The sequence below is a fragment of the Pseudomonas sp. D3 genome, from assembly GCF_029320995.1.
In the GTDB taxonomy this organism is placed as follows: Bacteria; Pseudomonadota; Gammaproteobacteria; order Pseudomonadales; family Pseudomonadaceae; genus Aquipseudomonas; species Aquipseudomonas paraveronii.
On record NZ_CP119772.1, the window covers coordinates 3,804,765 to 3,830,826 of the forward strand.

Sequence of the window (26,062 nt, forward strand, 5' to 3'; positions counted from 1 at the left end):
TCGGCAGGCTGTATCAGCGCTGAAACAGCGTGGCCATCACTTAGCCTGCTAAGTTTCATAACTATTTGATTAACAACAATAAATTTAAAGCGGCACGCCTCCTGCTCTATTCCTTACAGCGCTGTTTAGGGTCAGCGCTACGAATAAGGAATTTTGCCGTGGACACACATAATCCAGGCTCACTGAGCCTCCTGCTGATCAGCTGTGTACTGAGTACCGGCGTGAGCCTTCCAGTGCTCGCGGCAGGCGATGGTGTGATCGTCGTTCAACGTCAGGTCCAACCTTATACGATAGGCCGCACACGCGGCACCGACCCCTACCCCACCACCGTCAATGCCAATCCATCGGCAGCCATCTACCGCGCCTCCAACGGTGAACTCAGCGACAACGACTTCGCCGGTGTGAGCAGTGGCGTCAGCATCACTCGCAGCATCATGCCCAATGGCGACCTGGCCGGTTTGACCAATATCAATGCCGGCGGCATCGGCCTGGGCGCCGGCAGCGCAGCCGGCCATAGCGGCGGCGGTGTCGCCGGCACGGTCAACGGCGCGGTAGCCAGCGGCCTCGCCCCGCTGAACAATCTCGGCGGCATGATCGGAGGAGCGATGAAATGAACGCTTCCTGGATGCTCCTCGCCGTACTCAGCTGCACGGCGGCAATGGCCGACAGCAGTAATAACGCAACTATCGATAACTCGGCCAAGCAATACAGCGGCGTCGTGACGCTCAACCAGGCCGCAGGCGACCAGCAACAACTGAGCAACAACGTCGCGATCGCGGTGGGCCACAACGCCCAGGCGAACATTGCCGTCACGCAAAAAATCAGCGGCGCTGCCGCAGACCGCGCCATGGATGCCACAGCGGCGATCCACGGCACCTCCTTCAGCAATGGCAACGGTGTACTGAGTGTCAACCAGTCGGCCGGGGCCCAGAACCAGATGATCAATGCCGTGCGAATCAGCGTTAACGCTGGCCCGCAGAGCATCGACGACAGTGTCATGTCGCAACAGAACGTTGCGCTTGCAACAAACTCAGGGTTGACCCCTACCACTGGCAGCCGCCAGGTCGTTACCAGCGACCAGGCCTTCACCGGCAGCCGTGGAGTGGTACAGGTCAGCCAGAGCGCCGGGGTGGGGAACCGAGTGGCTAACACCCTGAATGTACGACTCAACTGATGGAGCTGAGTCGCTAGCTACACCGTACCAACACTTAACCAACTAATTAGAAGCAAGGAGATACACCATGAAACCTACAATGGCTCTTAAACCACTGGCTTTCGCTCTCGCTGCTCTCATGGCTGTTGCTGCTCAAGCGGGTGAGACTTATCACCATCCAAAACCGCCAACCGTCGCTGCCGCAGCCGCCAATGACGGTCAAAGCAACCATGGCAACGTGGTGATCAATGACAAAACCAAAAACAACGCGTCGGCCAACAATTCCTACAACCACAGCAGTGGCGTAGCCAACGGCAACGTTCTCAGTGGTGAAAACAACCAAGGCAAAAACGACGTAGTCGTCCAGTCTGCCGATGCTGATTTCGTGTTCGCCTCCGTGAACTCCGCACAATCGAACACCGGTAACCTGGTGATCAACAGCGGCACCAAAAACAATGCCTCCCTCAACGATAGCGGTAACAACGCTTCGGGCATCATTCAGTTGAACGCCGCAGCAGGCACTTCCAACCAAGCCAGCAACAGCACTGTCATTCAGTCGAACAAAGACGGCTCTGGCGGCCTCGCAACCGTCAATGGCGTGCAGGAAGTATCCAGCAACCTGACCCTCAACGTCAGCAGCGGCCACAGCTGGAGCGCCAAACCCGTTGTCAACAACGCCAGCGTGAACAACTCGATGAACTACAGCTCTGGGGTATCGAACTCCAACGTTCTGTCGGGCAGCAACAACCAAGGTCAGAACAACGTAGTGGTCCAATCCACCACTCGCTTCTGATCCAGATCGGGCCTTGGCAACAAGGCCCTTTTTATTTCCAGTGTCCAACAGGTCATACGATCATGCGCCTTGTTGCCTTCTTCCTGCTGCTAGCACTCACCGGCCCGACTTGGGCGGGGCAAATGGCCGTGGTCATGCCCGGCGGTGGGTTGATCTACAAAAAGGTCGAGAGCATCCGCGAGCGTAAGTTCGCCAACCTGGTGGAACAGAAGACCGATTTCAGCTGTGGGGCCGCTGCACTGGCGACCATCCTGCGCCAAGCCTATTGGATGGACGTGGATGAAGACCACGTCATCAAGGGCATGCTGGTCAACGCCGACCAGGACCTGGTGCGCACCCAGGGCTTCTCCATGCTCGACATGAAGCGCTACCTGGAAAGCATCCACATGCGCGCCAAGGGCTACCGGATCACCCCAGAAGTGCTGATCACCGTAAAAGTGCCGGTCGTCGTATTGCTCGATATTCGCGGCTACAAGCACTTCGTGGTATTGCAGCGCGCCGACAAGGACTGGGTGTATATCGGCGATCCTGTGCTGGGTCACAAGCGCTACGCCAAGGACGATTTCATCAAGGGCTGGAACGGCATCGTATTCGCCGTACTGGGTGAAGGCTACGACAAGGCCAACGCCTTGCTCGACCCGCCCACGCCGCTGACCGCCAAAAACCAAGTGAACGGCTTCAGCCCGGTCCGCGACAGTGAATTGATGGACTTCGGTTTTATCCAGAGCGACTTCTTCTAGAAGCGCAATAAGGAGTAGGAAGCTCCAGGAGCAAGCGATGAACACTCTCCGTTGGCTGACAGTCATGTGCCTGGCAGCCTCAGCACCTGCTTATGCTTCGTCGGCGTTCAAGCCGATCGAACTCAAGGATTCGGAAATGTCCGAGCTGCGCGGCCGCTATGTGATGCCGGGGCGGATTGTCAGCTTTGGCCTTGTGATGAGCAGCACTTGGACTAACGCCGCCGGTGCAACCGTAACCGGCACCGCCAACATGCAAGTCAACGCCTCCACCGTCACCCCGCAGTTTTACGTGCAGATTACCGGTAACGATGGCAGCGGCGCGACCCAGCAGCCTACCGGCACGGGCACTGTCGTCGGCGGCGCCGGCCTCGGCACGGGCCAAGGCGTGGTTCAAAGCGTCCGCGCAGCAGGTGATGGCAACACAGCCAACAACGGCGTCGACATCAACGTCGACAAAAGCGGCCTGGCGCCGGCCAACTATGTGCAGTCAGGCCAGGCGCTAATGGCCGGCCAGTCGATTACCGGCAGCACCGCCGCCGGCCAGGTCACGGTGAGCGCCAAAAACGGCGGCGTGCAGATGGCGCTGCTGGCCAACAACAACCAAGGCAACGTCGTGCAGCAAATTGGTGGCGGTAACGTCCTGCAAGGTACGGTTATTCAAGGGAACAGCAACTTCGTGAACAACTTGACCCAACTCAATGTGGTCCTGGGAAACAATGGCCTGAACAACATCACGCAGAACCTCAACCTGGATCAACTTAAAGGCCTCCGCCCTTCCGGTTATTGAACTACGCTGAGCCACGACACTTACGCATTAAGAATGGGACGGCTTATTTCATGCATCGATCGTTATCGTTACGTGCCGTGGTTTGTTTGAGTACGCTCCTGCCGGCGTCCGCGCTATACGCCGCACCGGACACCGATATCGAAACCTTGAAACAGGAACTTCTGGAGCTCAAGCAACGTTATGAAGTGCAGCAAAAAGCACTGGCAGTACTGGAGCAACGCGTTCGACAAGTAGAAGACCAACCCGCAACACCCACCCCTAGACGCTTGGTCAAGTCGCCTGCCGACTTGAGAAAAGGCGGCACCACCGTGGCAGGCAACACGCCAGGGGTGGGCGCGGCGGCGGCATCGGGCGGTGCAGCCGGCGGCAGTTCCTACGGGCAAAGCCTGAAGGATGACTCGGCGCCCGCACAAAGTGTGAGCAACTTGTACAACGAGGCCAGTGGCTTTTTTGGCAATGGCAAGTTCAGCTTTGAAACCGGCGTCACCTATGCCCGCTATGACGCACGCCAGTTATCCCTTAACGGCTTTCTGGCGCTGGACTCGATCTTCCTCGGCAATATCAACTTGGACCGGATCAAGTCGGACAGTTGGACCGTGGATCTGACCGGACGCTACAACTTGGACAACCGTTGGCAGTTCGATGTGAACGTGCCGGTGGTGTATCGCGAGTCGACGTACCAGTCCGGCGGTGCCGGCGGCAGCGCCAATACCACATCGGAAGGCTCGGTTACCCGGGACCCGACTATCGGCGATGTGAACTTCGGCATTGCGTATAAATTCCTCGACGAGAGTGCCAGCCTGCCGGATGCAGTGGTGTCGTTACGGGTCAAGGCGCCTACCGGCCAAGATCCTTATGGCATCAAGCTGATCGAATCGCCCACCAACTCTAACCTCGCCGTGCCGGAAAGCCTGCCGACAGGTAACGGCGTGTGGTCGGTGACGCCGGGCATCTCCCTGGTCAAGACCTTCGACCCGGCGGTGCTGTTCGGTTCGCTGTCCTACACCCATAACTTCGAGGATTCGTTCAGCGACATCAGCCCCAACGTCAACCAGACAGTACCCGGCAAGGTTAGCCTGGGCGACAGCTTCCAGTTAGGTGCCGGTGTCGCCTTCGCCCTCAACGAGAAAATGAGTATGTCGTTCTCGGTGTCCGACCTCGTGCAACGCAAGAGCAAGGTCAAGCAGAGCGGCTCGGATTGGCAATCGGTGGTCTCCAGCGATGCCAACGCCGGTTATTTCAACGTGGGCATGACCATCGCAGCGTCGGATAACCTGACGATCGTGCCGAACCTGGCCATTGGCATGACGGCTGATGCGCCGAACTTCACCTTCAGTCTGAAATTCCCGTACTACTTCTAAACCGCACTCAAGGAAAAGCCCCGCAACGATAAGGGTCGTTGCGGGGCTTTTCGGTTTACCCGCCCTAGCGGATCTGGTGTTTGTGCAATAACCGGTAGAACGTCGGCCGGGAAATCCCCAGCACACGCGCCGCGACACTCAGGTTGTCGCTGTGCCGGTTGAGCACATCGCACAGCGCCTGGCGTTCGGCGCGGTGTTTGTAGTCTTCCAGTGTAGCCATCGGCGACGAAATTGCCTGCTGACCTTGCAAACCCAGATCAACGGCTTCGATTTGCCGCCCTTCGGCCAGTACCAGGCCCCGACGTACACGGTTGGCCAGCTCGCGCACATTGCCCGGCCAAGGGTGCTGCCCCATTGCCACCAGCGCGTCTTCGCTGAAACTGCGCGGACGGCGCCCGGTTTCCTGGCTGTAGAAGCGCGCAAAGTGGTTGGCCAGCATGGCGACGTCGCCGTGGCGCTCGCGTAACGGCGCAGTGACCACTTGCAGTACATTCAAACGGTAATACAAGTCTTCACGAAACGTACCCTTTGCCACGGCGGCTTCCAGGTCGACGTGAGTCGCCGCCAGCACCCGCACATCCACCGGGATGGGCTGGCTGCCGCCGACACGCTCGATCTGTTTTTCCTGCAGGAATCGCAGCAGGTTGGCCTGCAGCTCCATCGGCAAATCGCCGATCTCATCAAGAAACAAAGTGCCACCGTTGGCCGCCTCGATCCGCCCGACCTTGCGCTGATGGGCGCCAGTAAATGCGCCCTTTTCGTGGCCAAACAGTTCGGATTGGATCAGGTGTTCGGGGATCGCGCCGCAGTTGATCGCGACAAACGGCTTGGCATGGCGCTGGGATTGGCGGTGCAGGGTTTTGGCCACCAGCTCTTTGCCGGTGCCGCTGTCGCCACGGATCAGCACCGGGGACTCGGTGGGTGCCAACTTGGACAACAACTTGCGCAGCTCGCGGATCGGTCGGCTGTCGCCCAGCAGCTCATGTTCGGGCTCGTCCACTGCGGTATAGCCCTTGCCCCGCAGCCTTGCCATGCCAAAGGCGCGGCCAAGGGTGACCTGCACCCGGGACACATCAAACGGCAAGGTATGGAAGTCAAAAAACCATTCGCAGACAAAATCCCCGACGTTCTGCAGCCGCAACACATCCTGGGTGAGCACCGCGATCCACTCAGTGCCGCTGCGGCTAATCAGCTCCTTGACGGCTTCGGGCCGCTCCAGGTGATACGGCTGCAAACGCAGCAAACCCACATCGCAGGATCGATCACCCACGGCCGCCAACGTACAGCTGTCCACTTGCCATCCCGCCGCACACAAGCCGGGCGACAGCTCATGGCAGTCATCACAGGGGTCGACCACGAGCAAGCGGCGTTGCGCAGGTGTACCAATCATGACTATTCCTTGGCGCCAGAATTGCTAAAGTTATTTATAAACAAAGGTTTGTGATGCTTGTACGTTACAGTATCAAAATCTTGACAGTTGCCTTGTATCGTTTTGCTATATGTTTTGGCAAAAAGCCACTCAAGCGTCAGCTCCGACAAAAAAAGCCGTTCCCGATGAGTGCCGTATTCGGCTTTCAAAACAGCCGCTTACATGACGCTAATCACGGAAAGTTGAAATTTGTTGCTCTAACATGTGACCCGTACCCCGCCATCGCGCATCAGTACAAGTAACTCGCCGCACGGTCAGCCCAACCGACGGCACTCACTTGATTGGGCATTTAGAGAGAAGACCTACATGAACGCCCCGCTCCGCATCAACGAAGCTCTTTTGATCGCAGACCGTGCTTTCCGGCCCTTCCAGTGCGTGGCCTGGCATGATGGCAACGGCGCCCTCAGCCTGAGCGTCATCGACCGCACCAATACCCGTATCGGCACTAAGCAGCTGTCATCGAGTACCTACACCGACCCGGCGCAACTAGAAGACTTATTATTGCAGGCGCGCGCCGAGCTCGATAAAGATGGCCACCAGCTGCAGTCTTGGGCCATGCCGAAGTAATTCGAAACTGCAACTGGCGAGCACTGCGCTGTAAACGGCAGGGCTCGCCAGTTCAGTATTAAAACGCCGATGCTCTAACTTGGCGTATCGAACACTTTGTGTGGCACTTTGAGAATAAACCGCTCGATCGCTTGCGCCGCACCGTCCTCAAGATTGCTGCCGGTGACGACATCGGCTTGGCGCTTGACGGCCTCTTCAGCCTGCCCCATGGCAATCGACAACCCGGCCACATGAAACATCGCCGGGTCGTTGCCACCATCGCCGATAACCGCCGTCTGTGCCAAAGGCACCCCGAGGTGCGCGGCCAAGGTTTTCAAGGCCTCGCCTTTGTTGGCCATCATGGCGGTTACATCCAGGTAGATCGGTTGCGAACGCGATACTTGGGCCAAGCCCTGCACCTTGGGCTGTAATTGCGATTCCAGCTCCACCAGCAATTGCGTGTTGCGACTGGCGGCGACGATCTTGTCGACCCGATCCAGGTAAGGTTCGAAACTCTCCACCACCAGCGGCCCATACCCCAGGCCAGCGGTTTCAACCGCCACCATCGGCCCAGGCGGGTCGCGCCGCAGCCATTCGCCGTCGGCAAACAGCCAGACTTCCACGTCCGGCTCCCCGGAAAACAGCGCCAATGTCACCAGCGCCGCCTCCGCCGGCAGGCGGTGCGCCACCAGCACAGTTCCGTCAGGGTTGACCAGCGTGCCTCCATTGAAGCCCGCCACCGGCACGTCGATGCCAAACGCTTGGATCATCTTCAACATGGCCTTGGGCGGACGCCCACTGGCAAGGCTGAACAACACGCCCGCTTCACGCAAAGCGCGAACCGTTGAAAGGGTACGCGGGGTCGGGGTGTGATCCGGACGCAATAAAGTGCCGTCCATATCACTCAATACAAACCGGATGGGATGATTCGTTGCATCACTCATCCGAGCGAGTGCCAGGCGCGGCCATCGCGGGCCAGCAACGCATCAGCCGCTGCAGGGCCATCTTCACCGGCCTTGTAGGCCTGAATCCCGTCATCTTCCTTCCACGCATCGAGAAACGGCTGCACCGCACGCCAGCCGTTTTCGATGTTGTCGGCGCGCTGGAACAGGGTCTGATCGCCGGTCATGCAATCGTAGATCAAGGTTTCGTAACCCGTCGACGGCTGCATTTCGAAGAAGTCTTCGTAGGCAAACCCCAACTCAATGTTAGCCATGTCCAAGGTCGGCCCAGGCCTTTTCGCCAGCAGGTCAAACCACATGCCTTCGTTGGGCTGGATCTGGATCTTAAGGAAAGTGGGCTTGAGTTCACTCACCTCAGTGTCGCGGAACTGCGCATAGGGCGCTGGCTTGAAGCAGATCACGATCTCGGTATCGCGAATGCTCATACGCTTGCCAGTGCGCAGGTAGAACGGCACACCCACCCAGCGCCAGTTGTCGATCATCACTTTCAGGGCGACGAACGTCTCGGTGCTGCTGTCGGGCGCGACGTTGGCTTCTTCGCGGTAGCCGGGCACCTGCTTGCCGCCAATCTCACCGGCGGCGTACTGCCCACGCACCGAATTAGCCCGCGCATCCGCTGCGGACCAGGGGCGCACGGCACCGATCACCTTGGCCTTTTCACCCCGCACTGCGTCGGCGCCAAACGCCGCCGGCGGCTCCATGGCGACCATCGCCAGCAGTTGGAACAGGTGGTTGGGCACCATGTCGCGCAGGGTGCCGGTTTTTTCGAAGAAATTACCCCGGGTTTCCACGCCGACGGTTTCGGCGGCGGTGATTTGTACGTGGTCGATGTAATGGTTGTTCCAGAACGCTTCGAACAGCACGTTGGAGAAACGGCTGATCAGGATGTTCTGTACCGTTTCCTTGCCCAGGTAATGATCGATGCGATAGATCTGCTTCTCGCTCATCACCTTGAGCAAGCAGGCGTTCAAGGCTTCGGCGGTGGCCAGATCGGAACCGAACGGCTTTTCGATCACCACGCGGCGGAAGTGATCGTCGGTTTCCGTCAACAGACCGGCACTGCCCAGGCGCTGCACCACTTCACTGAAGAAACGCGGTGCGGTGGCCAGGTAGAACACCGCATTGCCGGTGCCGCTGTCGGTGATTTTCTTGGCAATATCCGCGTAGGTGCCGTCGTCGAGGAAATCACCCTCGACGTAGCTGATACCGTTGGCCAACTGCGCCCACAGCTGTGGGTCCAGTGCGTTGTCGGCATTGCCCTTGACCTTGCTCGCGGCTTCGGTGCGAATGAAGTCCTCGAGTTTTTTGGCAAAGTCGGCATCGCTGATGGCGTTGTGATCAACGCCGACAATGCGCAGGCCGTTGCCCAGCAGCCCGTCACGACTCAGGTTGTACAAGGCCGGCATGAGCAGGCGCTTGACCAGGTCGCCATGGGCGCCAAACAGAAACAGCGTGGTGGGAGGAGCGGGTTCGGTCTTGGGTTTCTTGCCGTTATCGGTCATTTTTTGGAAGTCTCCACGTGACCACCGAAGCCAAAGCGCATGGCAGAGAGCATTTTGTCACCGTAGGTGCTCTGCTGGCGCGAGCGGAAACGCGCAAACAAAGACGTGGACAACACCGGCACCGGCACGGCTTGTTCCATGGCGGCTTCGATGGTCCAGCGGCCTTCACCGCTGTCGGCAACCGAGCCGGAATAGCCGTCGAGTTTCGGGTCGGTGGCCAAGGCGTCGGCGGTCAGGTCCAGCAGCCAGGACGACACCACGCTGCCACGGCGCCAGACTTCGGCGATATCGGCAACATTCAGGTCAAAGCGCTGGTCTTCGGCCAGGTTTTCCGAGTTTTTGGTCTTGAGGATGTCAAAGCCTTCGGCAAACGCCTGCATCATCCCGTACTCGATGCCGTTGTGAATCATCTTTACGAAGTGCCCGGAACCCGCAGGGCCCGCATGAATGTAACCGTGCTCGGCGCGGGGGTCAGCGGCGGCGGAGCGGTCCTTGGTACGCGGGATGGTACCCAGGCCCGGCGCCAGGCTGGCGAAGATCGGGTCGAGGCGCTGCACGGTCTCGGTGTCGCCACCGATCATCATGCAGTAGCCACGCTCCAGGCCCCAGACACCGCCCGAGGTGCCGACGTCGACGTAGTGCAGGCCTTTTTCCGACAGGGCCTTGGCGCGACGCACGTCGTCCTTGTAGTTGGTGTTGCCGCCGTCGATGATCACGTCACCGTCGTCCAACAGCTCGCTCAACTCATTGATGGTGTTTTCGGTGGGGTCACCTGCCGGCAGCATCACCCACACGGCGCGAGGCTTTTGCAGCCCGGCGACCAGCGCCTTCAAATCGGCGACGCCGGTGGCGCCCTCTTCGCTCAGGCCTTTGACAAATGCTTCGTTACGGTCGTAAACAACGGTGGTATGCCCATTGAGCATCAGGCGCCGCGCAATATTACCGCCCATGCGGCCTAGTCCAATAATCCCCAGTTGCATGTGCTGATGCTCCTAACTACTAAAAAATGTGTGGCATAGTTTATAGCGCAACGAGGCTAATGAGGGTTAGTCCAGCGCAGATCGGCGTAGTTTCATGACAAAAAAGTAGCCAGCATTTCACCATCACCCCCGCAAAAGTCACACGACCACTAAAAATATAAAAGTTCCATTGATACTGAAAAGAATTCAGAATTGCCTCCGACTGATGCCGAGAACCTTGAATCATGCGTTCTGGCACCGCGATCTACCGGCTATTTGCGAGGTAAGCAATGAGCACAGCACAGATGACCCGCCCGCCACAGACCCTCTACGTCAGCATCCGTCGTGACGAGTTGCGCCAATTGAAGGCCGAACGCGACCAACTGCAACAGGAAGTCTTGCGCCTGCGCTCACACCTGCAAGGCCAGCTGGATAAGCCTTCCAGCCCACAGCCCGCCCTCTGCTGAACGGCTTTGTGAGGCAATCCCTACAAAAAACTCACAAAGTTTTCACACGCCCATCACGATACTCGCGCCCGAAGGGCCGCCTCACACAAGGGCGGCCTCTGCTGCGTGCGTTCCTGCGCGTCAGCTGAAAAATTATTGGGTTGGAGCGCTGGATGGCGATGTTCAAACGCAGCACTACGTCTGCGAAAGGTTTTGATTGGGCCGGCTTGGGTTGGCTGTTCCTGTTTTTCTGGTACTTCTCGGGTATTACCCAACTGCTGATTCAACTGACCGGCACTTCCGGTTTCAGTGGCTTTCGCCAAGCCTTCTTCATGAGTGCACTGTGGTTGGCGCCGATGTTGTTATTCCCACACCGTACACGCCTGCTGGCCGCCCTGATCGGTGTAGTGCTGTGGGCTTGCTCCATGGCCAGCCTGGGTTATTTCTTCATTTATCAGCAGGAATTCTCCCAGAGCGTCATCTTCATCATGTTCGAGTCGAACATTTCTGAAGCGGGCGAATACGCCACCCAATATTTCGCCTGGTGGATCGTGCTGGCTTTCATTGCGCACACCGCCTTCGCCATCTTCCTGTGGACGCGCTTGCGCCCGGTTTACCTGCCTCGCGGCCAGTCGATAGTGGCAGCGGTAGCCATTGTGCTGGCCGTCGTCGGCTACCCGCTGGTCAAGCAGATCGCCACGAGCGGAACCATGGAACAGGCCATCGACCGCTTCGAATCCCGCATCGAGCCGGCCGTGCCATGGCAAATGATCGTCGCCTACCGCCGCTACACCGAGCAACTGGACAACATGCAAGGCATGCTGACCAGCGCCAGCCAGATCGCACCGTTGAAAAACCTTAAGGACAGCATGGCCGGCCAGCCTTCGACCCTGGTGCTGGTGATCGGCGAGTCCACCAACCGTCAGCGCATGAGCCTCTATGGCTACCCGCGCAGTACTACGCCGGAACTGGACAAACTGCGTGACCAACTGGCGGTGTTCGATAACGTCATTACCCCTCGCCCCTACACGATTGAAGCGCTGCAACAGGTCCTGACCTTCGCCGACGAAGAGAACCCGGACCTCTACCTCAAGACGCCGTCGATTGTCAGCATGATGAAGCAGGCCGGCTACAAGACCTTCTGGATCACCAACCAGCAGACCATGACCAAGCGCAACACCATGCTCACGACCTTTTCCGAACAGGCCGACGAGCAGGTCTACCTGAACAACAACCGCAACCAGAACGCCCGCCAATACGACGGTGACGTGCTGGCGCCGTTCGCCAAGGCCCTGGCCGACACTGCCGAGCGCAAGCTCATCGTGGTCCACCTGCTGGGCACGCACATGAGCTACCAGTACCGCTATCCGCCAACCTTCGAGAAGTTCACCGATCGCCAGGGCGTTCCGGACGCTATCAGCGATGCTCAGTTGCCGGTCTACAACAGCTACGACAACGCGGTGCTGTACAACGACTTCGTGGTATCGAGCCTGATCAAGGACTACGCCAAGACCGACCCCAACGGTTTCCTACTGTACCTGTCGGACCACGGTGAAGACGTGTTCGACTCCGCAGGCCGCAGCACCCTGGGCCGTAACGAAGGCAAGCCGACGGCGCCGATGTACACCATCCCATTCATGGCCTACGCCTCACCTAAATGGCGCGAAAGCCACGACTGGAAATTTGCCGGTGACCTGCAACGGCCCTACAGCAGCTCACAGCTGATCCACACCTGGGCTGACTTGGCCGGTCTAAGTTTCGATGGGCTGGACCACAGCAAAAGCCTGGTCAGCGACAGCTTCAAACCGCGCCCGTTGCTGATCGGCAACCCCTACGAGTCCCAGCAGAAAGCCCTGATCGACTTCAGCCTGATCAAACCGAAGACCGCCGAGACTGCCGACGTGGTGATCAAGTAAACAGGCTTCGTAACAGAAAGATAACAATTATTCTCGTTTAAACCTAAAGTTCCACGCCTCCTTTCGTCTTTGAGCCAAGGTCTTTTCTTACTGAGAAGGCCGCAAAGACGACAAGGAGTCTTCCGCGATGTTCGCGCCCCTTACCCGTTCCATGACCTTTACCCTCAGCCTGTTCAGCCTGGTGCTGAGCCCTGACCTGCGGGCTGAAACCGACCCCGAACAGATACCGCCTCCCGCGCTGGAGCTAGGCAGCACCAACATCACCGCCGAAGGCTTGGGTGCCAATACCGAGCACACCGGGGCCTACACCACCAGCTCGATGAGCACCGCTACCCGGCTGAACCTGTCGATCAAGGAAACCCCTCAATCCATTTCGGTGGTCACCCGCCAGCAGATGGACGATTTCAATCTCAATACCCTGACCGACGCCTTGCGCCAGACCACCGGCGTGACGGTTCAGCATTTGGATTCGGACCGGGCCAGTTACTCCTCCAGGGGTTATTCGATCAATAACTTCCAAGTGGATGGCATGCTCAATACGTTCGGGCGCATGAAGTCCGACTCGGACACCATCATCTACGACCGTATCGAAGTAGTACGCGGCGCCACCGGCCTGACCACCGGTGCCGGCGATCCCTCGGCCACCGTCAACATGATCCGCAAACGCCCGACCGCTCAGTGGCAAGCCAAGACCGGCGTCAGCGGCGCCAGCCATGACAACTACTACAGCTACCTGGATGTGGGCGGCCCACTGGCCTTTGACGGCCGGCTGCGCGGGCGCACAGTGATGGCTTACCGTGACAGCCAATCCTTTCGCGACAACTACGCGCTGCAACGGGAAGTGGGCTACGGCATTCTGGAAGCCGACCTGACGGACGACACCGTGGTAGCCGTAGGCTTCGACTACCAGAACAAACACGTGCAAGGCACTTCCTGGGGCACCTTGCCCTACTGGAACAGCGACGGCAGCAAGGCCAATCTTTCGCGCTCGGCCAACCTCGCGGCCGACTGGAGTTCCTGGCCACTGAAGGACAAGACCACCTTCGCCTCCATCGACCACAAGCTGTCGACGGACTGGCGCCTGAAAGCCGCATACACCCATCGGCAAAGCGATACCGACGGCAAGGTATATTACGGCGGCGCCGGTTTTCCGAATGCCGATGGCAGCGGCATGACGGCCTGGACCAACCAGATGGTCGGCACCTCGAAAATGGATGCGGTGGACTTTAACCTGGCGGGCGCCTATTCGCTGTTGGGGCGCGAACATGAGTTGATGGTGGGTTACGGCGAATCCGAGCAGCGCGACACGTCCCCCTTCCAACGTTTTGTAACACCCCAAGGCTACGAAACCATCGAAGACTGGAAGCACATGGGCGGCATCGGCAAATTCGCCGACCGCACCACCGGCCTCAAGGGTGAACACAGCAGCAAAAAACAGAAGGCCGGCTACCTCGCCACGCGCTTGAGCTTGACCGAGAAGTTGCACGCAGTACTGGGCAGCCGATATGGCAGTTGGGAAATCGAAAGCGTCTCTCCCAAATACAACCTCGATAACCAGTTGACCGCCTCAACCAAATCCAGCCAGACCCACACGGATATGTGGACACCTTACGCAGGCGTGCTCTACGACCTGACGCCGGAATACACGGTGTACGCCAGCTACACCGATATCTTCAACCCCCAGGACGAGCGGGACGCCAGCAAAAAATATCTCGAACCGGTGGTCGGCAGTAACTATGAAATCGGCCTCAAGGGCAGCCTGCTCAATGAGCGTTTGAACCTGTCCACAGCGTATTTCTGGAGCACCCAGGATAACGTCGCCGAACTCGACAATGCGGCCCCGCCAGACCCGGTCACCCGCGAGCAGTTCTACAAATCCGGCGGCAAAGGCAACAAGGTGCAAGGCTTTGAAGTGGAGGTATCGGGCGAAATCATGCCGGACTGGAACCTCACGGCGGGCTACACCTACACCCATTCGCTCAACGGGGATAAGCAGCGCAACAACACCGACCAGCCGATGAACATGCTGAAAATGTCGACGGCCTATCGCCTGCCGGGGGCGTGGCGCGGGTTGACGGTGGGCGGCGCAGTCAATTGGCAGAGCGACTTCTACGACTTCGCCGAGCGGCCGATCGGCGGTCGGGACCAGGATGGCTACCTGCTCACCGACTCCACCAAGATCACCCAGCAGGCCTACACCGTGGTCAACCTGATGTCGCGCTACCAGTTCGACGAACATGTTTCGGCTTCGGTTAACGTCAACAACCTGTTCGATAAAAAATATTATGAACGCGTCGGCTTTTATAATGGCGTGTACTGGGGGGACCCTCGCTCGATAACCTTGGCACTGGACTGGAAACTCTAACCACCCTCACCCAAAGTTAACGATATTGTTAACTTTCGGTGCTTCCCACGTTAATACCCGCTTAATAAGTTGCCCGCACAATCGCCCCATGACTCCGATCAGGGACCGAACGGACACCGATCACACTGACTGGGAACACCTTGATGAAACTCTCGACTTTGATGCTTGCTGGCCTGATAACCCTGAACTCTGCGGCCGCTTTCGCAGAAGGCGGATCGGAGCGATCGAAAGAGTTCTACAACAACTTCACCTTCGTGCAGCAAAAAACTCACGGCACCAATGAACAAACAGCGTCCGCCGACGGCAAGACTTTGAAGCGTGATACTATTGATCAATCAAGTGCAGAGCCACAACCCAAAAGTTAATTTAAGCGTTACTTAATTCACATTACCCTGTGCCATTTTGCTCCGTTGGCAAAGTTTAACTTGGCGCCATTGAATGGCGCCTTTTTGGCCTGTGACTTATTACAACGGCTTATTCCAAAACAACATACGCCCATGGGCCGGATCAAATACCGAGTCGTCAAAACCGTACTTGCGGTACGCCGATTGCGCCACAGCATTGCCCTCGAGCACTTCCAAGGTGATCTTGCAGCAGCCACGCTGACGGGCGATCTCCTCGACCTTCTGCAGCATTTTCTGGCTCAGCCCCAGGCCCCGAAACTGATTCATCACGGCCACATCGTGGACATTGACCAGCGGGCGGCAGGCGAAGGTGGAAAACCCTTCAAAGCAATTGACCAACCCCGCAGGCTCGCCTCCCACGAATGCCAAGACACTGAACGCATGCGGGCGCTTGGCCAGTTCAGCCGGCAGTTGTTGCAGCAGATCGGCTGGCAGGCTGTGGCCGCCACCCATAGGGTCTTCAGCGTAATGATTGAGCACCAGGGCGATGGCCTCGGCATGCACAGGATTGGTGTAGCTGGCTTGCAGCACCAGGATGTCAGGGGTATCCATTTCCTTCCTCGATAACGACAAACAAGGGAATCAGCTCCCTCTGAGGAGGACGATTGTAAGCGTGGAGCAGGCGCTAGATGAAGGAGATTAGCGACAAAAAGCTGCCGGAAAGCGCGAAGGTTATCCGCATCGAAAGCCGCTATAGGCCTTGCACGAGGCTTTTTCCTACACCCCAAAGCGCTGCAATTGCATCTCCTGCAAGCGGCTCAAGGTTCGCCGGAAAGGGAATTCCAGATAGCCTTCGGTATAGAGACTTTCCAACGGAACTTTAGCCTCGATGAACAGTGGCACCTTGCGGTCGTAGCATTCATCCACCAGGGCGATAAAGCGCCGCACGCTGTCATCGTGTACTGACAACTCGGGCAACTCGCGATCACCGGCCGCCACCCGCTGGACACCGTCCTCGGTGCCTCGGGCGATGCGCCCCGGACGCTTTTGCGCACTCAGGTTGGGGACCTCACCCAGCAGGATCGCCTTGAAACGATCACACAGCAGCATGAAATCCATCGCCGCCAAAGGTTGCTCGCACAGGTCGGCATACCGGCACCACAGCACCGTGTCGCTGGCCTGCACCGCCACAATGCAACGATGACCGACACTGACCTCCCCGTGGCGCACCGCTTGGCCCTCGCTCAATTGGTGGAACACCGCGGCCAGTGCATCCGGTTGATCGACCCAATAGCGTTGCACGCCGACGCCCGGGTGCAAGCGATGGTCTTCGCCACCGTCTACGGCAACCACTTGCAGGTGCTGCTTGATCGCCGCAATGCCCGGCAGGAAGCGCTCGCGATTGAAGCCGCCGGCATAGAGCTGCTCGGGCGGTTGATTGGACGTGCAGACCATCACCACGCCTTCTTCGAACATCACCTGGAACAAGCGGCCGAGGATGATTGCGTCACCGATGTCATTGACGAACAACTCGTCAAAGCACAGCACGCGCACCTCTTGGGCCAACTCACGGGCCAACGCTTGCAACGGGTCATGGGTGCCGGTGAGCTGGAACGAACGCTGGTGTACCCAGCCCATGAAGTGATGAAAATGCTGGCGCCGCGCGGGCACGCGCAGGCTAAGGTAGAACTGGTCCATCAACCAGGTTTTGCCCCGGCCCACCGGCCCCCAGAGGTAAACCCCGAGGATCGGCGAACGCCCCTGATGCAAGGCCTGGTGGCAGGCTTGCAGGGCATCCACCGCGCGGCGCTGGGCATCGTCGGCGACGAAGCCTAACTGGGCAGTGGCGTATTGATAAGCAGCGAGAGGCGAGTCGAAAGTCATGCGCGCCATTATGACTTACAAGGAGATATCCAGCCGTGAAATCTTGCCCTGTTCATTCAAGCGAAAGGTATAGCGCAGCTCCAGCGGGCTACCGGGGAAGTTACCGGAAACCACATTGTTGACCAATACCTTGCCGGTACGATGCTGCACGTTAAGTACTTCGACCCGGGACTGATAACGCTGCGCGGTGTCTTCCATCCAACGTGCGATGGCAGCGGTGCCGACCTGGTGCGCACCTTCATCGAACACGTTGGCGTCGTCGGCAAAACAGTGGGCAACAGCCGAGGTGTCGCGGGCATTGGTTGCCGCAATATAGGCCGCGATGGCCGGGGCCAGTTCAGCGAGGGACATGTCACAACTCCTTTGTGGTGATTTATGACGCGATGCTAAACCAGGGCTGTGTCAGTTTTTGTCAGGAGTAAACGGCGAGGATTGCTGCTGCTCCATCAACTTGCGCCAGGCCCGCAGCCAGTCACTGCGGCGCCCCGGATAACGCTCGCCCCGAGCCTCGGCGGCCGCCACGCGGTCGGTGCGAAAGGTGCGATACGCGCCCCGCAGTTCGCACCAGGCCACGATCACCCGCACCTCATTGAGAAAGCCCAGCGCCAGGGGCCAGACCAGCCGTTGGCTCTGAGTCTGGCTCGCATCGGCGTAATCGACATGCAATTTGGCCTGATTGCGAATGGCTTCGCGAAACACATTGAGCGGTACGCGGTTTTCCGGGTAGCCGAACCCTGGCGGGCCAGGTAGCAGCGTCGGGTTGCGCAACGCTTCCTGGGCGGCAGGGTCCAGCACGTCGGCAATTTTCGCCAAGGCATTGGCCGCGGCATGGCTCAAGACGTCGTCGCCACGCTGATCCACATAGCGCAGGCCGAGCACGATGGCTTCGGTTTCCTCGGCGTTGAGCATCAATGGCGGCAGAAACAGCCCGCTGCGCAGCACATACCCTACCCCGGCCTCGCCAAAAATCGGCGCCCCCAGCGCGGTCAATTCGGCGATGTCGCGATACAGCGTGCGCTCGGACACCTCCAACTGTGCCGCCAGCACGGCGGCGGTCACCGGACGCTTCTTGCCCCGCAGGGCCTGGAGCAACGTCAGTAAACGAGTGGTACGCGACACATTGAGCCCACCGGAAAAGGAAAGTGGCCAGCTTACCAGAGCACCCTGTCAGAAAATGTCAGCAGCAGCTCGGCCACCCACTATCCGGGGCGAAAAAAAACGGCCTACCGGCCGTTTTTTAATTGCGTGGTTTACGCAAGGCTCTTGCTGACTACCTCAAACACATCGCTCGACAGTTCACCGCAGGCACGAATGCGCTCCAGCTCCGCCTTCATCAGCGCCTGCCGCGCGCTGTCGTATTTGCGCCAGCGGGTCAATGGCGCCAACTGGCGCGAGGCGATCTGCGGGTTGAAGCCGTTCAACTGAATCACCAGGTCCGCCAGGAAGCGATAGCCCGAACCGTCCGCGGCGTGGAAGTTGATCAGGTTCTGCCCGGCAAACGCGCCCACTAGCGCGCGTACTTTGTTCGGGTTCTTGATAGTGAACGCCGGATGTTCCATCAACGCCTTGACCCGCGCCAGCCCGCCCGGCAACACGCTGCCGGCCTGCACGCTGAACCACTGGTCCATGACCAGCGGGTTGTCCTTGAAGGTTTCGGCAAACGTCGCCAGGGCCTTGGCTTTTTCCGCCTCGAACGGCGAATTCACCAACACCGCCAATGCAGTCAGGCGTTCGGTCATGTTGTCGCTGGTATCGAACTGGTCCAACGTCGCCGCCAGCACTTGCGGCTTGCCGCTGAGCATCAGGTACGACAGCGCAATGTTCTGCAAGGCACGCCGGGCAAAGTGCTCGGCAGCCGCCACATACGGGGTTTGCTTGGACAGTTCGCGGTTGGCCTGGTAACGCAGCCACAAGCCTTCAAACAGGTGGTCGGCCAGTTGTTTGCGGGCAAACTCGCGAGCGGTGTGAATGGCGTCGACATCGGCCACTTCACTGATTTCCGTCAGGTAGGCTTCACCTGGCAGCGAGAGCATTTCCGCGACCATCGCCTGGTCCAGGCTTTCATCGCTCAATACCGTGCGCAATGCGTCGATCAGGCGCTGATCCAGCTTCAGCGGCTGACCCGCTTGATACTGGCCAATCAGCTCCTGCAACACCTGCACCGACAGTTGCTGGCCGGCATCCCAGCGATTGAAGCCGTCGCTGTCGTGCTGCATCAGGAACATCAGCTGATCACGGGTGTATGGGAAGCTCAGTTTCACCGGCGCCGAGAAACCGCGCAGCAGCGAAGGCAGCGGTTGTTCAGCGATATCGACGAAGGTGAAGGTCTGCTCGGCCTCGGTCACCGAAATCACGCGGGACGTGCTGGCAGCGCTTGCCTCACCGGCCAGGCGCAACGCAATAGCGGCACCCTTGGCGTCCAGCAGACCCAATGCCACTGGCATCACGAACGGCAGCTTTTCCACCTTGTCCGGCGTTTCCGGGCAGCTCTGGCGGAAAGTCAGGCTGTAGGTTTTGGCCGCCGCATCGTAGGACTCGCTCACCGCCAAGCGTGGCGTACCGGCCTGGCTGTACCAACGCTTGAACTGGCTGAGGTCGGCGCCGTTGGCGTCTTCCATGGCCTTGATGAAGTCGTCGCAGGTCACGGCCTGACCGTCATGGCGTTCGAAATAGAGGTCGCTACCTTTGCGGAAGCCTTCGGCGCCGAGCAACGTGTGGATCATACCGACCACTTCCGAGCCCTTTTCGTACACCGTCAGGGTGTAGAAGTTGGAAATCTCGATAAAGCTATCCGGGCGCACGGCGTGGGCCATGGGACCGGCGTCTTCGGCGAACTGGTGAGTGCGCAGGTAGGCCACATCCTGGATGCGTTTTACCGTGGCCGAGTTCATGTCCGCAGAGAAGCCCGAGTCGCGGAACACGGTGAAGCCTTCCTTGAGCGACAGTTGGAACCAGTCGCGACAGGTCACGCGGTTGCCCGACCAGTTGTGGAAGTACTCATGGGCGACGATCGCCTCGACCCGCTGGTGTGCGGCGTCGGTGGCGGTTTCGGCGCGGGCCAGCACGGCGCTGGAGTTGAAGATATTGAGGCCCTTGTTCTCCATGGCGCCCATGTTGAAGTCGTTGACGGCGACGATCATGAAGATGTCGAGGTCGTACTCCCGGCCGTAGGTCTCTTCATCCCAGCGCATGGATTTTTTCAAACTGATCATGGCGTGCTGGCACTTGTCGATATTTTCCGGCTCGACATAGATACGCAGCGCCACGGTACGGCGGGTCATGGTGGTGAAGCTGTCTTCGACACACCACAAATCACCGGCCACCAGCGCGAACAGGTACGCCGGCTTCTTGAACGGGTCTTCCCAGGTGGCCCAGTGACGGCCGTCTTCGCCAGGACCGCTGGCAATCGGGTTGCCGTTGGACAGCAGCACCGGGTAGCTGTGTTGCTCGGCGATCACGGTGGTGGTGAAGGTACTCATCACGTCCGGACGGTCGAGGTAGTAAGTGATCTTGCGGAACCCTTCGGCCTCGCACTGGGTGCAAAACATGCTGCCGGACTTGTACAAGCCTTCGAGGGCGGTGTTGGTTTCCGGGTGGATCTTGACGGTGGTGTCGAGGGTGAAGGCCTCACTCGTGGGCTGCACGGTCAGGTGGCTGTCGGTCAACTGATAGTCGGCGTCCGTCAATTCCTGGTCAGCCAGGTTCACGCTCAACAGTTCGAGCTGCTGGCCGTCCAGCACCAACGGCGGCAAGCCGGCGCCACGCTCGGGGTTGCGGCGCATCACCAACTGCGCGTGGACCAGGCTGTGGTCCTCGAACAACTCGAAGGTCAGGTGCGTCTCGTCGATCAGGTAGTCCGGCGCCTGATAGTCCTTCAGGTAAATCATCTTCGGTTGTTCGGTGCGCATGGATGGCATCCTTTTACTGATGCACGGCGAGCTGGTAGGCCGTGTACTTACGAATATTGATGACGCCGGTGTCGAAGATCAGGTATTGGCCCTTGATCCCCAACAGCGTGCCTTCGGCAATCGGGTTCTTGTCCAGGTTGAAACTGACGATCTTGGTCGGATATTGCTCAATCGGGTAACGGATTTCGATCGGTTCAATGTCGGCAACCGTTTGGATGGCTTGCAGGCCAAAGCGTTCCTGCAAACTCACCAGGCCGTCGGCGCAAGACGCGAACAGCTCATCGCGCACCTGCTTGAGGTCGACCGATTGCGCATCGCCCTTGAGCAAGGCACGCCAGTTGGTTTTGTCGGCCACCTGGCTGCGGAACAGGTCTTCGACGAAACCGGACTGCTGGCGCGTGGACACACGCACGATCGGCAGCGCCTGGCTGGCGCCCTGGTCCAGCCAACGCGTGGGCAATTGGGTGGCGCGGGTGATGCCGACCTTGACGCCCGACGAATTGGCCAGGTAGACCACATGGTCGGTCATGCAGAACTGCTCGCCCCACGCCGGATCACGGCAGGTGCCGGCGGCGTAATGACAACGCTCGGGGCTCATGATGCACAGGTCGCACTGGGCCAGTTTGGTCATGCACGGGTAGCAATAACCCTGGCTGAAGCTGGTCTTGGTCTTGCGGCCGCAATGGCTGCAATGGATCGCACCGAGGTATTCCAGGCGCACATGGGTGCCGATCAACGGGTTGACCGGCACCTCGGTATCGCCCAGACGAAACGCGTATTGAACAGTCGGCTCACCGAGTTGCGCCGACATTTTGCTGACTGCACCGCGACCAATTTCAATCAATGGATCGCATCCGACTTAAACAGGATGTTCGGCACGGTGGTCGACTTAGACTGGCATTCCTGCGGGCCCATGTAACCGGTGCGCTGGTCTTCCGGCACGTTCTGGATTTCCCAGGCGATCATCGCTTGCAACGACAGCTCACGCTGTTCGGCGGTGAGCTTGCGGCCGTCGGACCATTTGCCGATTTCGACGGCGAGCTTGAGGCTCTCGTAGATGTCCGGGGTGATGTTTTCGATCATTTCAGCAAAAGAGGACATTCAGGCTCTTCCTTAACGAATAGTGGATTTGCGACGACTGTACAAACCGCCCAACAAGCCGGTCAGGCAACCGATGGCCAGGCCGCCGACATGGGCGGCGTTGGCGATTTCGCCGAAACCGATCATCGAGACCAGCCCCGACAGGCACAGCACCAGCCACACCAGCATCATCACCAGTACCCCACGGGGCAGGCGATAGGCCGGGTTGGGCGAGAGGAGTTGATAGATCCAGCAGTGTCCCAGCAGCCCATACAACACGCCGGACAAGCCACCAAACAGGCCCGGGCCGCCATAGGTGTATTGAGCGAAGTTGGAGGCCAGGCTGAACAACAGCGTCAGGCCCAGCAGGTTGATACTGCCCTGGCGCGCTTCAATGCGTCGTCCCAGCTCCCAGTACCACATGCCATTCATGGCCAGGTGCAGGATGCCGAAGTGGATCAGCATCGGCGTGACCAGCCGCCACCACTGGCCCGAGGCCAATGTATCGGCCAGCGGCGTGAACTGGATGTACTCACCCATCACCCGGAACGGCAGGAAGGTCAGCCAGCTCATGGCTTGCAGGTTTTCACCGAGCAAGGTCACCGCGCCGACGATCAGGCTCGCCAGCAGCACCAGCGCCGTCACCGGGCTATGGCGCACTTGCTGAACAACCCCCGGGCGCGTGACCGGTGCCTGCTCGGGAATATCCAGTTGCTGGTCCGGATCGCCGGCCGGAAAACGTTGATACAAGACGCGCACGTCGTCGCTGATGGTCTCGGGCACCCACAACACCTGCTCGCCCGCTTCTTCACTGACGCGATGGGGCACCTGCATGCGTTGCAGCAGTTTGACGAAGCCACCCAGGTCGACGCTCAGCGGCAAGCGTAATACGGGCACCGCACTCATGTAATCACCTCGGGTCGCTCAACGTCGACCCATACGAATTTACCCGGATCGAGGCGGGTTTCCTGATCCAGTCGATACGCCACCAGCTTGCCGTACAGCACCGCGCTGTAGTCCAGGCAGGCCAGGTTCGGACGGATCGGCGCAGGTTTGCCGCTGCGCCAGTAATGCCCGACGAACAACAAAGGCTCGTCGACGCCGTAACGCAGCAGGGAATTTTTTTCAGAAGACGACAACGGTGTACGCGCCACCGGCTCCGGCAATGCGTCGGGCTGGAACACGATGTCGCCGTAGGTTTTCGGGTCTTCCTCCCAGAACTTGGTGCGAAAGAACGAACGCGTCAGGCCATCGCCGCCGGTCAGGGTCAAACCGTCCGGCAGACGCATGTCGGTGCCGCGCAGCAGGCGGTCGAAGGCGTTGCAGGCGAAACTGCCCGGCACCGCGGCGGCCTGCAGGAAATGCTGATCGATACAGCCATCCGGAAAGGTCGCGCGCAGCGGCTGGATGAACCCGTCATCCCAGCACGCATGCACCACGCGGAAACGTCCGGCGTCGACAAACAGTGGCATGTCATAAAACCAGCCAAGGAAGTCGTGCCAGTCGCCCGGGTGATGCTCGAATTGGGTCAGGGTCTCGTGAATCAACCGCTCGTGCCGTGGCGTGTGTTCGCGCACGAACTGCTTGCCGCTGCCCGGCGGCGCGGGCGTGGCCCAGCCCAGGGCATTGAACTCGTGGTTGCCCATGATGCATAACGCCTGCCCGGCCTCGGCCATGTCATGGACGATGTGCAGCGCCTCGCGAATCCGCGGGCCACGGTCGATGATGTCGCCGAGGAACACCGCCATGCGCGACGGATGACACCAGGTGCCAGCGTGCTTGTGGTAGCCCAACTGGTCGAGCAAGTGCTCAAGCGTATGGGCGCAACCGTGCACATCGCCAATCAGGTCGTAGCTACGCGCGGGATCGAGCATCAGTCGCCTCCACCCCCCAAGCGGCTGCCCCAGCCCAACTTGGTGCGGCACACTTCATAGTAGTTGTGGTCCAGCGGATGGATCAGCCGCAGCTTCTGCGCCTTTTTGCTCACGGTGATGGTGTCGCCGGGGGCGCAGGTGAAGTGGTTCTGCCCGTCACAGGAGACTTGCGGGTAAATCTGCATGTCTTTGGAAACCACGATTTTCAGCTCACTGTTGCCGTCGACCACGATAGGCCTGCTGGACAACATATGGGGGTACATCGGCACAATCACAATGGCATCAAGCTTGGGGTGCATGATCGGCCCACCCGCCGACAGCGCATAGGCGGTAGAGCCGGTGGGCGTGGCGACGATCAGGCCATCGGCCTTTTGGCTGCACACGAACTGGCCGTCGATATACAACTCGAATTCGATCATCCGCGTGGATTTGCCGGGGTGCAGCACCACATCGTTGAGGGCATCGCCCTGGCCAATGGCTTCGCCGTGGCGACGCACTTCGGCCTGCAGCAGGAACCGGTTCTCCACCAGGTAATGGCCGTCGAGCACCTTGGCCACTTCAACTTCCAGCTCATCGGGACGAATATCGGTCAGGAACCCCAGGCTGCCACGGTTAATCCCCAGCACCGGCACGTTATGCCGCGCCAGCGCCCGTGCGGCGCCGAGCAGGCTGCCGTCGCCGCCGACCACAATCACCATGTCACACACTTCACCGAGCATCTTGCGCGACGAGGTTTGCAGGCCATGGCCCGGGAGGATTTCGGCGATGGTGTCTTCGAGGATCACATGCAGGTGGCGCTCGAGCAGAAACTTTTTCAGCCGGCGGACGGTGTCCAGCACCTGGGTACTGCCCAGGCGACCGATAATGCCGATATTGCGAAATTGCTCCATGGGGCTCCTGCGGGATTGGGGGTGTGGCAAAAAAGAACGATTATGGGCGAAAGGCCCCGTCAGGCAAAATCCTTTGTCGCTGTGAAGCCTTGATGACAACGCTTCTCAGCCACCCGACCTTGCGTAAAAGGCTATGCTCGGACCATGACCGTCTTCCCCGACTTGCACAACCTGCCCCGCCAACTGCGCCATCCCGAGGTGCGCGACTTGGCGTGGGTGATGCTCGCCCCGCCCATGCTCGCGCAAACGCCGTGGCCGCAACGCCATCCGCTGGCCGGCAGCGACTGGGTACGGGCGCCCGACCGTCTCGAACACTGGCTGCGGCACTTGGACCAGGACAGCAGCCCCCTGCAGCATTGGCTGAACCTGGCAAGCACCCGGCGCCTGGGCCTTTACTACGAACGCCTGTGGCAGTTCGCGGTGCAGCATGCGCCGGGCGTGGAACTGTTGGCCGCTAATCTGCCGATCCGCCGCGCCGGGCATACCCTGGGTGAACTGGACATGCTGCTGCACGACGGCGATGGCGTGCATCACTTGGAGCTGGCGATCAAACTCTACCTCGGCCCGCAGGACGGCAACGGCCAGGACACCGCACGGTGGCTGGGGCCGGGTTGTCATGATCGGCTGGATCGCAAGCTGGCGCACCTGGCCCAGCATCAATTGCCGATTTCGGCACGCCCGGAGAGCCACGAGGCGTTGGCGGCGCTGGGCATCGAGCAGTTCGATGCGCACTTGTGGCTCGGCGGCTATTTGCTCTATCCCTGGCCTGGCCAGGCTGAACCGCCCCACGGCGCTCACCCAGAGCATTTGCGTGGACACTGGCTGCATCAGCGTGATTGGCGCGACTTTGTCAGCGTCAGTGCACCCGGTCGCTGGCAGCCCTTGCCCCGGCATGCGTGGCTGGCGCCGGCGCATTACCTGGCAGAAGCGGTGTGGAGCGAAGAACAGATGCAAGGATGGCTGGCGGACCTGGCGCCAATGGCTCCGGCTCAATTGCTGGTGCGGCTGGTTCAGAACGGCGAGGATTGGGAGGAAGCTGAGCGGCTGTTTCTGGTGGCGGATCTTTGGCCGAATGTGCCGGGCGCTTCCTGACCGGCAAGGAGCCGCCTCACCGACTCCATGG

At 59.5% G+C, this 26,062-nt stretch carries 26 protein-coding genes; 12 read left to right on the forward strand and 14 right to left on the reverse strand.

Going from position 1 to position 26,062, the window contains the following annotated elements:
- The first annotated feature begins 158 nt into the window (after positions 1 to 158).
- The 6 genes from P3S72_RS17270 to P3S72_RS17295 all read left to right on the forward strand — a co-directional run bounded on the left by P3S72_RS17270 (position 159) and on the right by P3S72_RS17295 (position 4,834).
- Positions 159 to 614, forward strand: coding sequence for a hypothetical protein (locus P3S72_RS17270; RefSeq protein WP_276193283.1), 456 nt, complete (start codon positions 159 to 161; stop codon positions 612 to 614).
- Positions 611 to 1,174, forward strand: a complete 564-nt coding sequence (locus P3S72_RS17275) for an adhesin (RefSeq protein WP_276193285.1) — start codon at positions 611 to 613, stop codon at positions 1,172 to 1,174. Before P3S72_RS17270 ends, P3S72_RS17275 begins: the two co-directional genes overlap by 4 nt.
- 67 nt (positions 1,175 to 1,241) lie before the next feature.
- Entirely contained in the window at positions 1,242 to 1,946 is a 705-nt protein-coding gene (locus tag P3S72_RS17280) for a heme utilization protein (RefSeq protein ID WP_276193287.1), read from the forward strand.
- A 62-nt stretch (positions 1,947 to 2,008) separates the two neighbouring features.
- Positions 2,009 to 2,686, forward strand: a complete 678-nt coding sequence (locus tag P3S72_RS17285) for a C39 family peptidase (RefSeq protein ID WP_276193288.1) — start codon at positions 2,009 to 2,011, stop codon at positions 2,684 to 2,686.
- Positions 2,687 to 2,723: 37 nt separating this feature from the next.
- Positions 2,724 to 3,473 (forward strand): hypothetical protein, encoded by a 750-nt coding sequence (locus P3S72_RS17290; protein WP_276193289.1) that lies wholly within the window; start codon positions 2,724 to 2,726, stop codon positions 3,471 to 3,473.
- A gap of 50 nt (positions 3,474 to 3,523) precedes the next feature.
- Entirely contained in the window at positions 3,524 to 4,834 is a 1,311-nt protein-coding gene (locus P3S72_RS17295) for a hypothetical protein (protein WP_276193290.1), read from the forward strand.
- Between the two features lie 64 nt (positions 4,835 to 4,898).
- Here the strand turns inward: P3S72_RS17295 and P3S72_RS17300 are convergent, their stop codons facing one another.
- The gene (locus P3S72_RS17300) at positions 4,899 to 6,224 is read right to left on the reverse strand and encodes a sigma-54 dependent transcriptional regulator (protein WP_276193291.1); all 1,326 of its coding nucleotides are present in this window, start codon (positions 6,222 to 6,224) and stop codon (positions 4,899 to 4,901) included.
- Between the two features lie 345 nt (positions 6,225 to 6,569).
- Between P3S72_RS17300 and P3S72_RS17305 the strand changes: the two genes are divergently transcribed.
- Positions 6,570 to 6,830, forward strand: a complete 261-nt coding sequence (locus P3S72_RS17305; protein ID WP_253395286.1) for a hypothetical protein — start codon at positions 6,570 to 6,572, stop codon at positions 6,828 to 6,830.
- Positions 6,831 to 6,904: 74 nt separating this feature from the next.
- Here P3S72_RS17305 and P3S72_RS17310 read toward each other — a convergent pair whose 3' ends face one another.
- Genes P3S72_RS17310 through gnd form a run of 3 tightly spaced genes read right to left on the reverse strand, consistent with a single transcriptional unit; the run spans position 6,905 to position 10,253 of the window.
- Positions 6,905 to 7,753 carry an HAD family hydrolase gene (locus P3S72_RS17310; RefSeq protein ID WP_276193292.1) on the reverse strand — a complete coding sequence of 283 codons (849 nt, stop codon included), beginning with the start codon at positions 7,751 to 7,753 and terminating at the stop codon, positions 6,905 to 6,907.
- Positions 7,750 to 9,273 carry a glucose-6-phosphate dehydrogenase gene (gene zwf, locus P3S72_RS17315; protein ID WP_276193293.1) on the reverse strand — a complete coding sequence of 508 codons (1,524 nt, stop codon included), beginning with the start codon at positions 9,271 to 9,273 and terminating at the stop codon, positions 7,750 to 7,752. The genes P3S72_RS17310 and zwf overlap by 4 nt, the downstream gene beginning before the upstream one ends.
- Positions 9,270 to 10,253 (reverse strand): phosphogluconate dehydrogenase (NAD(+)-dependent, decarboxylating), encoded by a 984-nt coding sequence (gene gnd / locus P3S72_RS17320; protein ID WP_276193294.1) that lies wholly within the window; start codon positions 10,251 to 10,253, stop codon positions 9,270 to 9,272. The genes zwf and gnd overlap by 4 nt, the downstream gene beginning before the upstream one ends.
- 269 nt (positions 10,254 to 10,522) lie before the next feature.
- On the opposite strand from gnd, the gene P3S72_RS17325 reads away from it, so the two are divergent.
- The 4 genes from P3S72_RS17325 to P3S72_RS17340 all read left to right on the forward strand — a co-directional run bounded on the left by P3S72_RS17325 (position 10,523) and on the right by P3S72_RS17340 (position 15,324).
- Positions 10,523 to 10,699 carry a DUF6026 family protein gene (locus P3S72_RS17325; protein ID WP_276193295.1) on the forward strand — a complete coding sequence of 59 codons (177 nt, stop codon included), beginning with the start codon at positions 10,523 to 10,525 and terminating at the stop codon, positions 10,697 to 10,699.
- A 152-nt stretch (positions 10,700 to 10,851) separates the two neighbouring features.
- Positions 10,852 to 12,594: a phosphoethanolamine transferase CptA gene (locus P3S72_RS17330; protein WP_276193296.1), complete on the forward strand. Its 1,743-nt coding sequence runs from the start codon at positions 10,852 to 10,854 to the stop codon at positions 12,592 to 12,594.
- 127 nt (positions 12,595 to 12,721) lie between these two features.
- The gene (locus P3S72_RS17335) at positions 12,722 to 14,959 is read left to right on the forward strand and encodes a TonB-dependent siderophore receptor (protein WP_276193297.1); all 2,238 of its coding nucleotides are present in this window, start codon (positions 12,722 to 12,724) and stop codon (positions 14,957 to 14,959) included.
- Positions 14,960 to 15,102: 143 nt separating this feature from the next.
- Positions 15,103 to 15,324, forward strand: coding sequence for a hypothetical protein (locus tag P3S72_RS17340; RefSeq protein ID WP_276193299.1), 222 nt, complete (start codon positions 15,103 to 15,105; stop codon positions 15,322 to 15,324).
- 99 nt (positions 15,325 to 15,423) lie between these two features.
- Here P3S72_RS17340 and P3S72_RS17345 read toward each other — a convergent pair whose 3' ends face one another.
- From P3S72_RS17345 to P3S72_RS17390, 10 genes are all read right to left on the reverse strand, one after another.
- Positions 15,424 to 15,915, reverse strand: a complete 492-nt coding sequence (locus tag P3S72_RS17345; protein WP_276193300.1) for a GNAT family N-acetyltransferase — start codon at positions 15,913 to 15,915, stop codon at positions 15,424 to 15,426.
- A 165-nt stretch (positions 15,916 to 16,080) separates the two neighbouring features.
- Positions 16,081 to 17,187: a cell division protein ZapE gene (gene zapE / locus P3S72_RS17350; protein WP_276197945.1), complete on the reverse strand. Its 1,107-nt coding sequence runs from the start codon at positions 17,185 to 17,187 to the stop codon at positions 16,081 to 16,083.
- Between the two features lie 15 nt (positions 17,188 to 17,202).
- The gene (locus P3S72_RS17355) at positions 17,203 to 17,538 is read right to left on the reverse strand and encodes a nuclear transport factor 2 family protein (protein ID WP_276193301.1); all 336 of its coding nucleotides are present in this window, start codon (positions 17,536 to 17,538) and stop codon (positions 17,203 to 17,205) included.
- A gap of 51 nt (positions 17,539 to 17,589) precedes the next feature.
- The gene (locus tag P3S72_RS17360) at positions 17,590 to 18,306 is read right to left on the reverse strand and encodes a YafY family protein (RefSeq protein ID WP_276193302.1); all 717 of its coding nucleotides are present in this window, start codon (positions 18,304 to 18,306) and stop codon (positions 17,590 to 17,592) included.
- Between the two features lie 131 nt (positions 18,307 to 18,437).
- Entirely contained in the window at positions 18,438 to 21,095 is a 2,658-nt protein-coding gene (pepN, locus tag P3S72_RS17365) for an aminopeptidase N (RefSeq protein WP_276193303.1), read from the reverse strand.
- Positions 21,096 to 21,108: 13 nt separating this feature from the next.
- A complete protein-coding gene (locus P3S72_RS17370) occupies positions 21,109 to 21,939 on the reverse strand; it encodes a DUF2797 domain-containing protein (protein ID WP_276193304.1) in 831 nt (276 codons plus the stop codon).
- Positions 21,936 to 22,196, reverse strand: a complete 261-nt coding sequence (locus tag P3S72_RS17375; RefSeq protein WP_247395729.1) for a DUF1315 family protein — start codon at positions 22,194 to 22,196, stop codon at positions 21,936 to 21,938. Before P3S72_RS17375 ends, P3S72_RS17370 begins: the two co-directional genes overlap by 4 nt.
- A 12-nt stretch (positions 22,197 to 22,208) precedes the next feature.
- The gene (locus P3S72_RS17380) at positions 22,209 to 23,081 is read right to left on the reverse strand and encodes a rhomboid family intramembrane serine protease (protein WP_276193305.1); all 873 of its coding nucleotides are present in this window, start codon (positions 23,079 to 23,081) and stop codon (positions 22,209 to 22,211) included.
- The gene (locus tag P3S72_RS17385; RefSeq protein WP_276193306.1) at positions 23,078 to 24,049 is read right to left on the reverse strand and encodes a metallophosphoesterase; all 972 of its coding nucleotides are present in this window, start codon (positions 24,047 to 24,049) and stop codon (positions 23,078 to 23,080) included. The genes P3S72_RS17380 and P3S72_RS17385 overlap by 4 nt, the downstream gene beginning before the upstream one ends.
- Entirely contained in the window at positions 24,049 to 24,939 is an 891-nt protein-coding gene (locus P3S72_RS17390; protein WP_003217892.1) for an NAD(+) kinase, read from the reverse strand. Before P3S72_RS17390 ends, P3S72_RS17385 begins: the two co-directional genes overlap by 1 nt.
- 144 nt (positions 24,940 to 25,083) lie before the next feature.
- On the opposite strand from P3S72_RS17390, the gene P3S72_RS17395 reads away from it, so the two are divergent.
- On the forward strand, positions 25,084 to 26,031 hold the full coding sequence (locus P3S72_RS17395; protein ID WP_276193308.1) for a DUF1853 family protein: 948 nt from the start codon (positions 25,084 to 25,086) through the stop codon (positions 26,029 to 26,031).
- Positions 26,032 to 26,062: the final 31 nt, after the last annotated feature.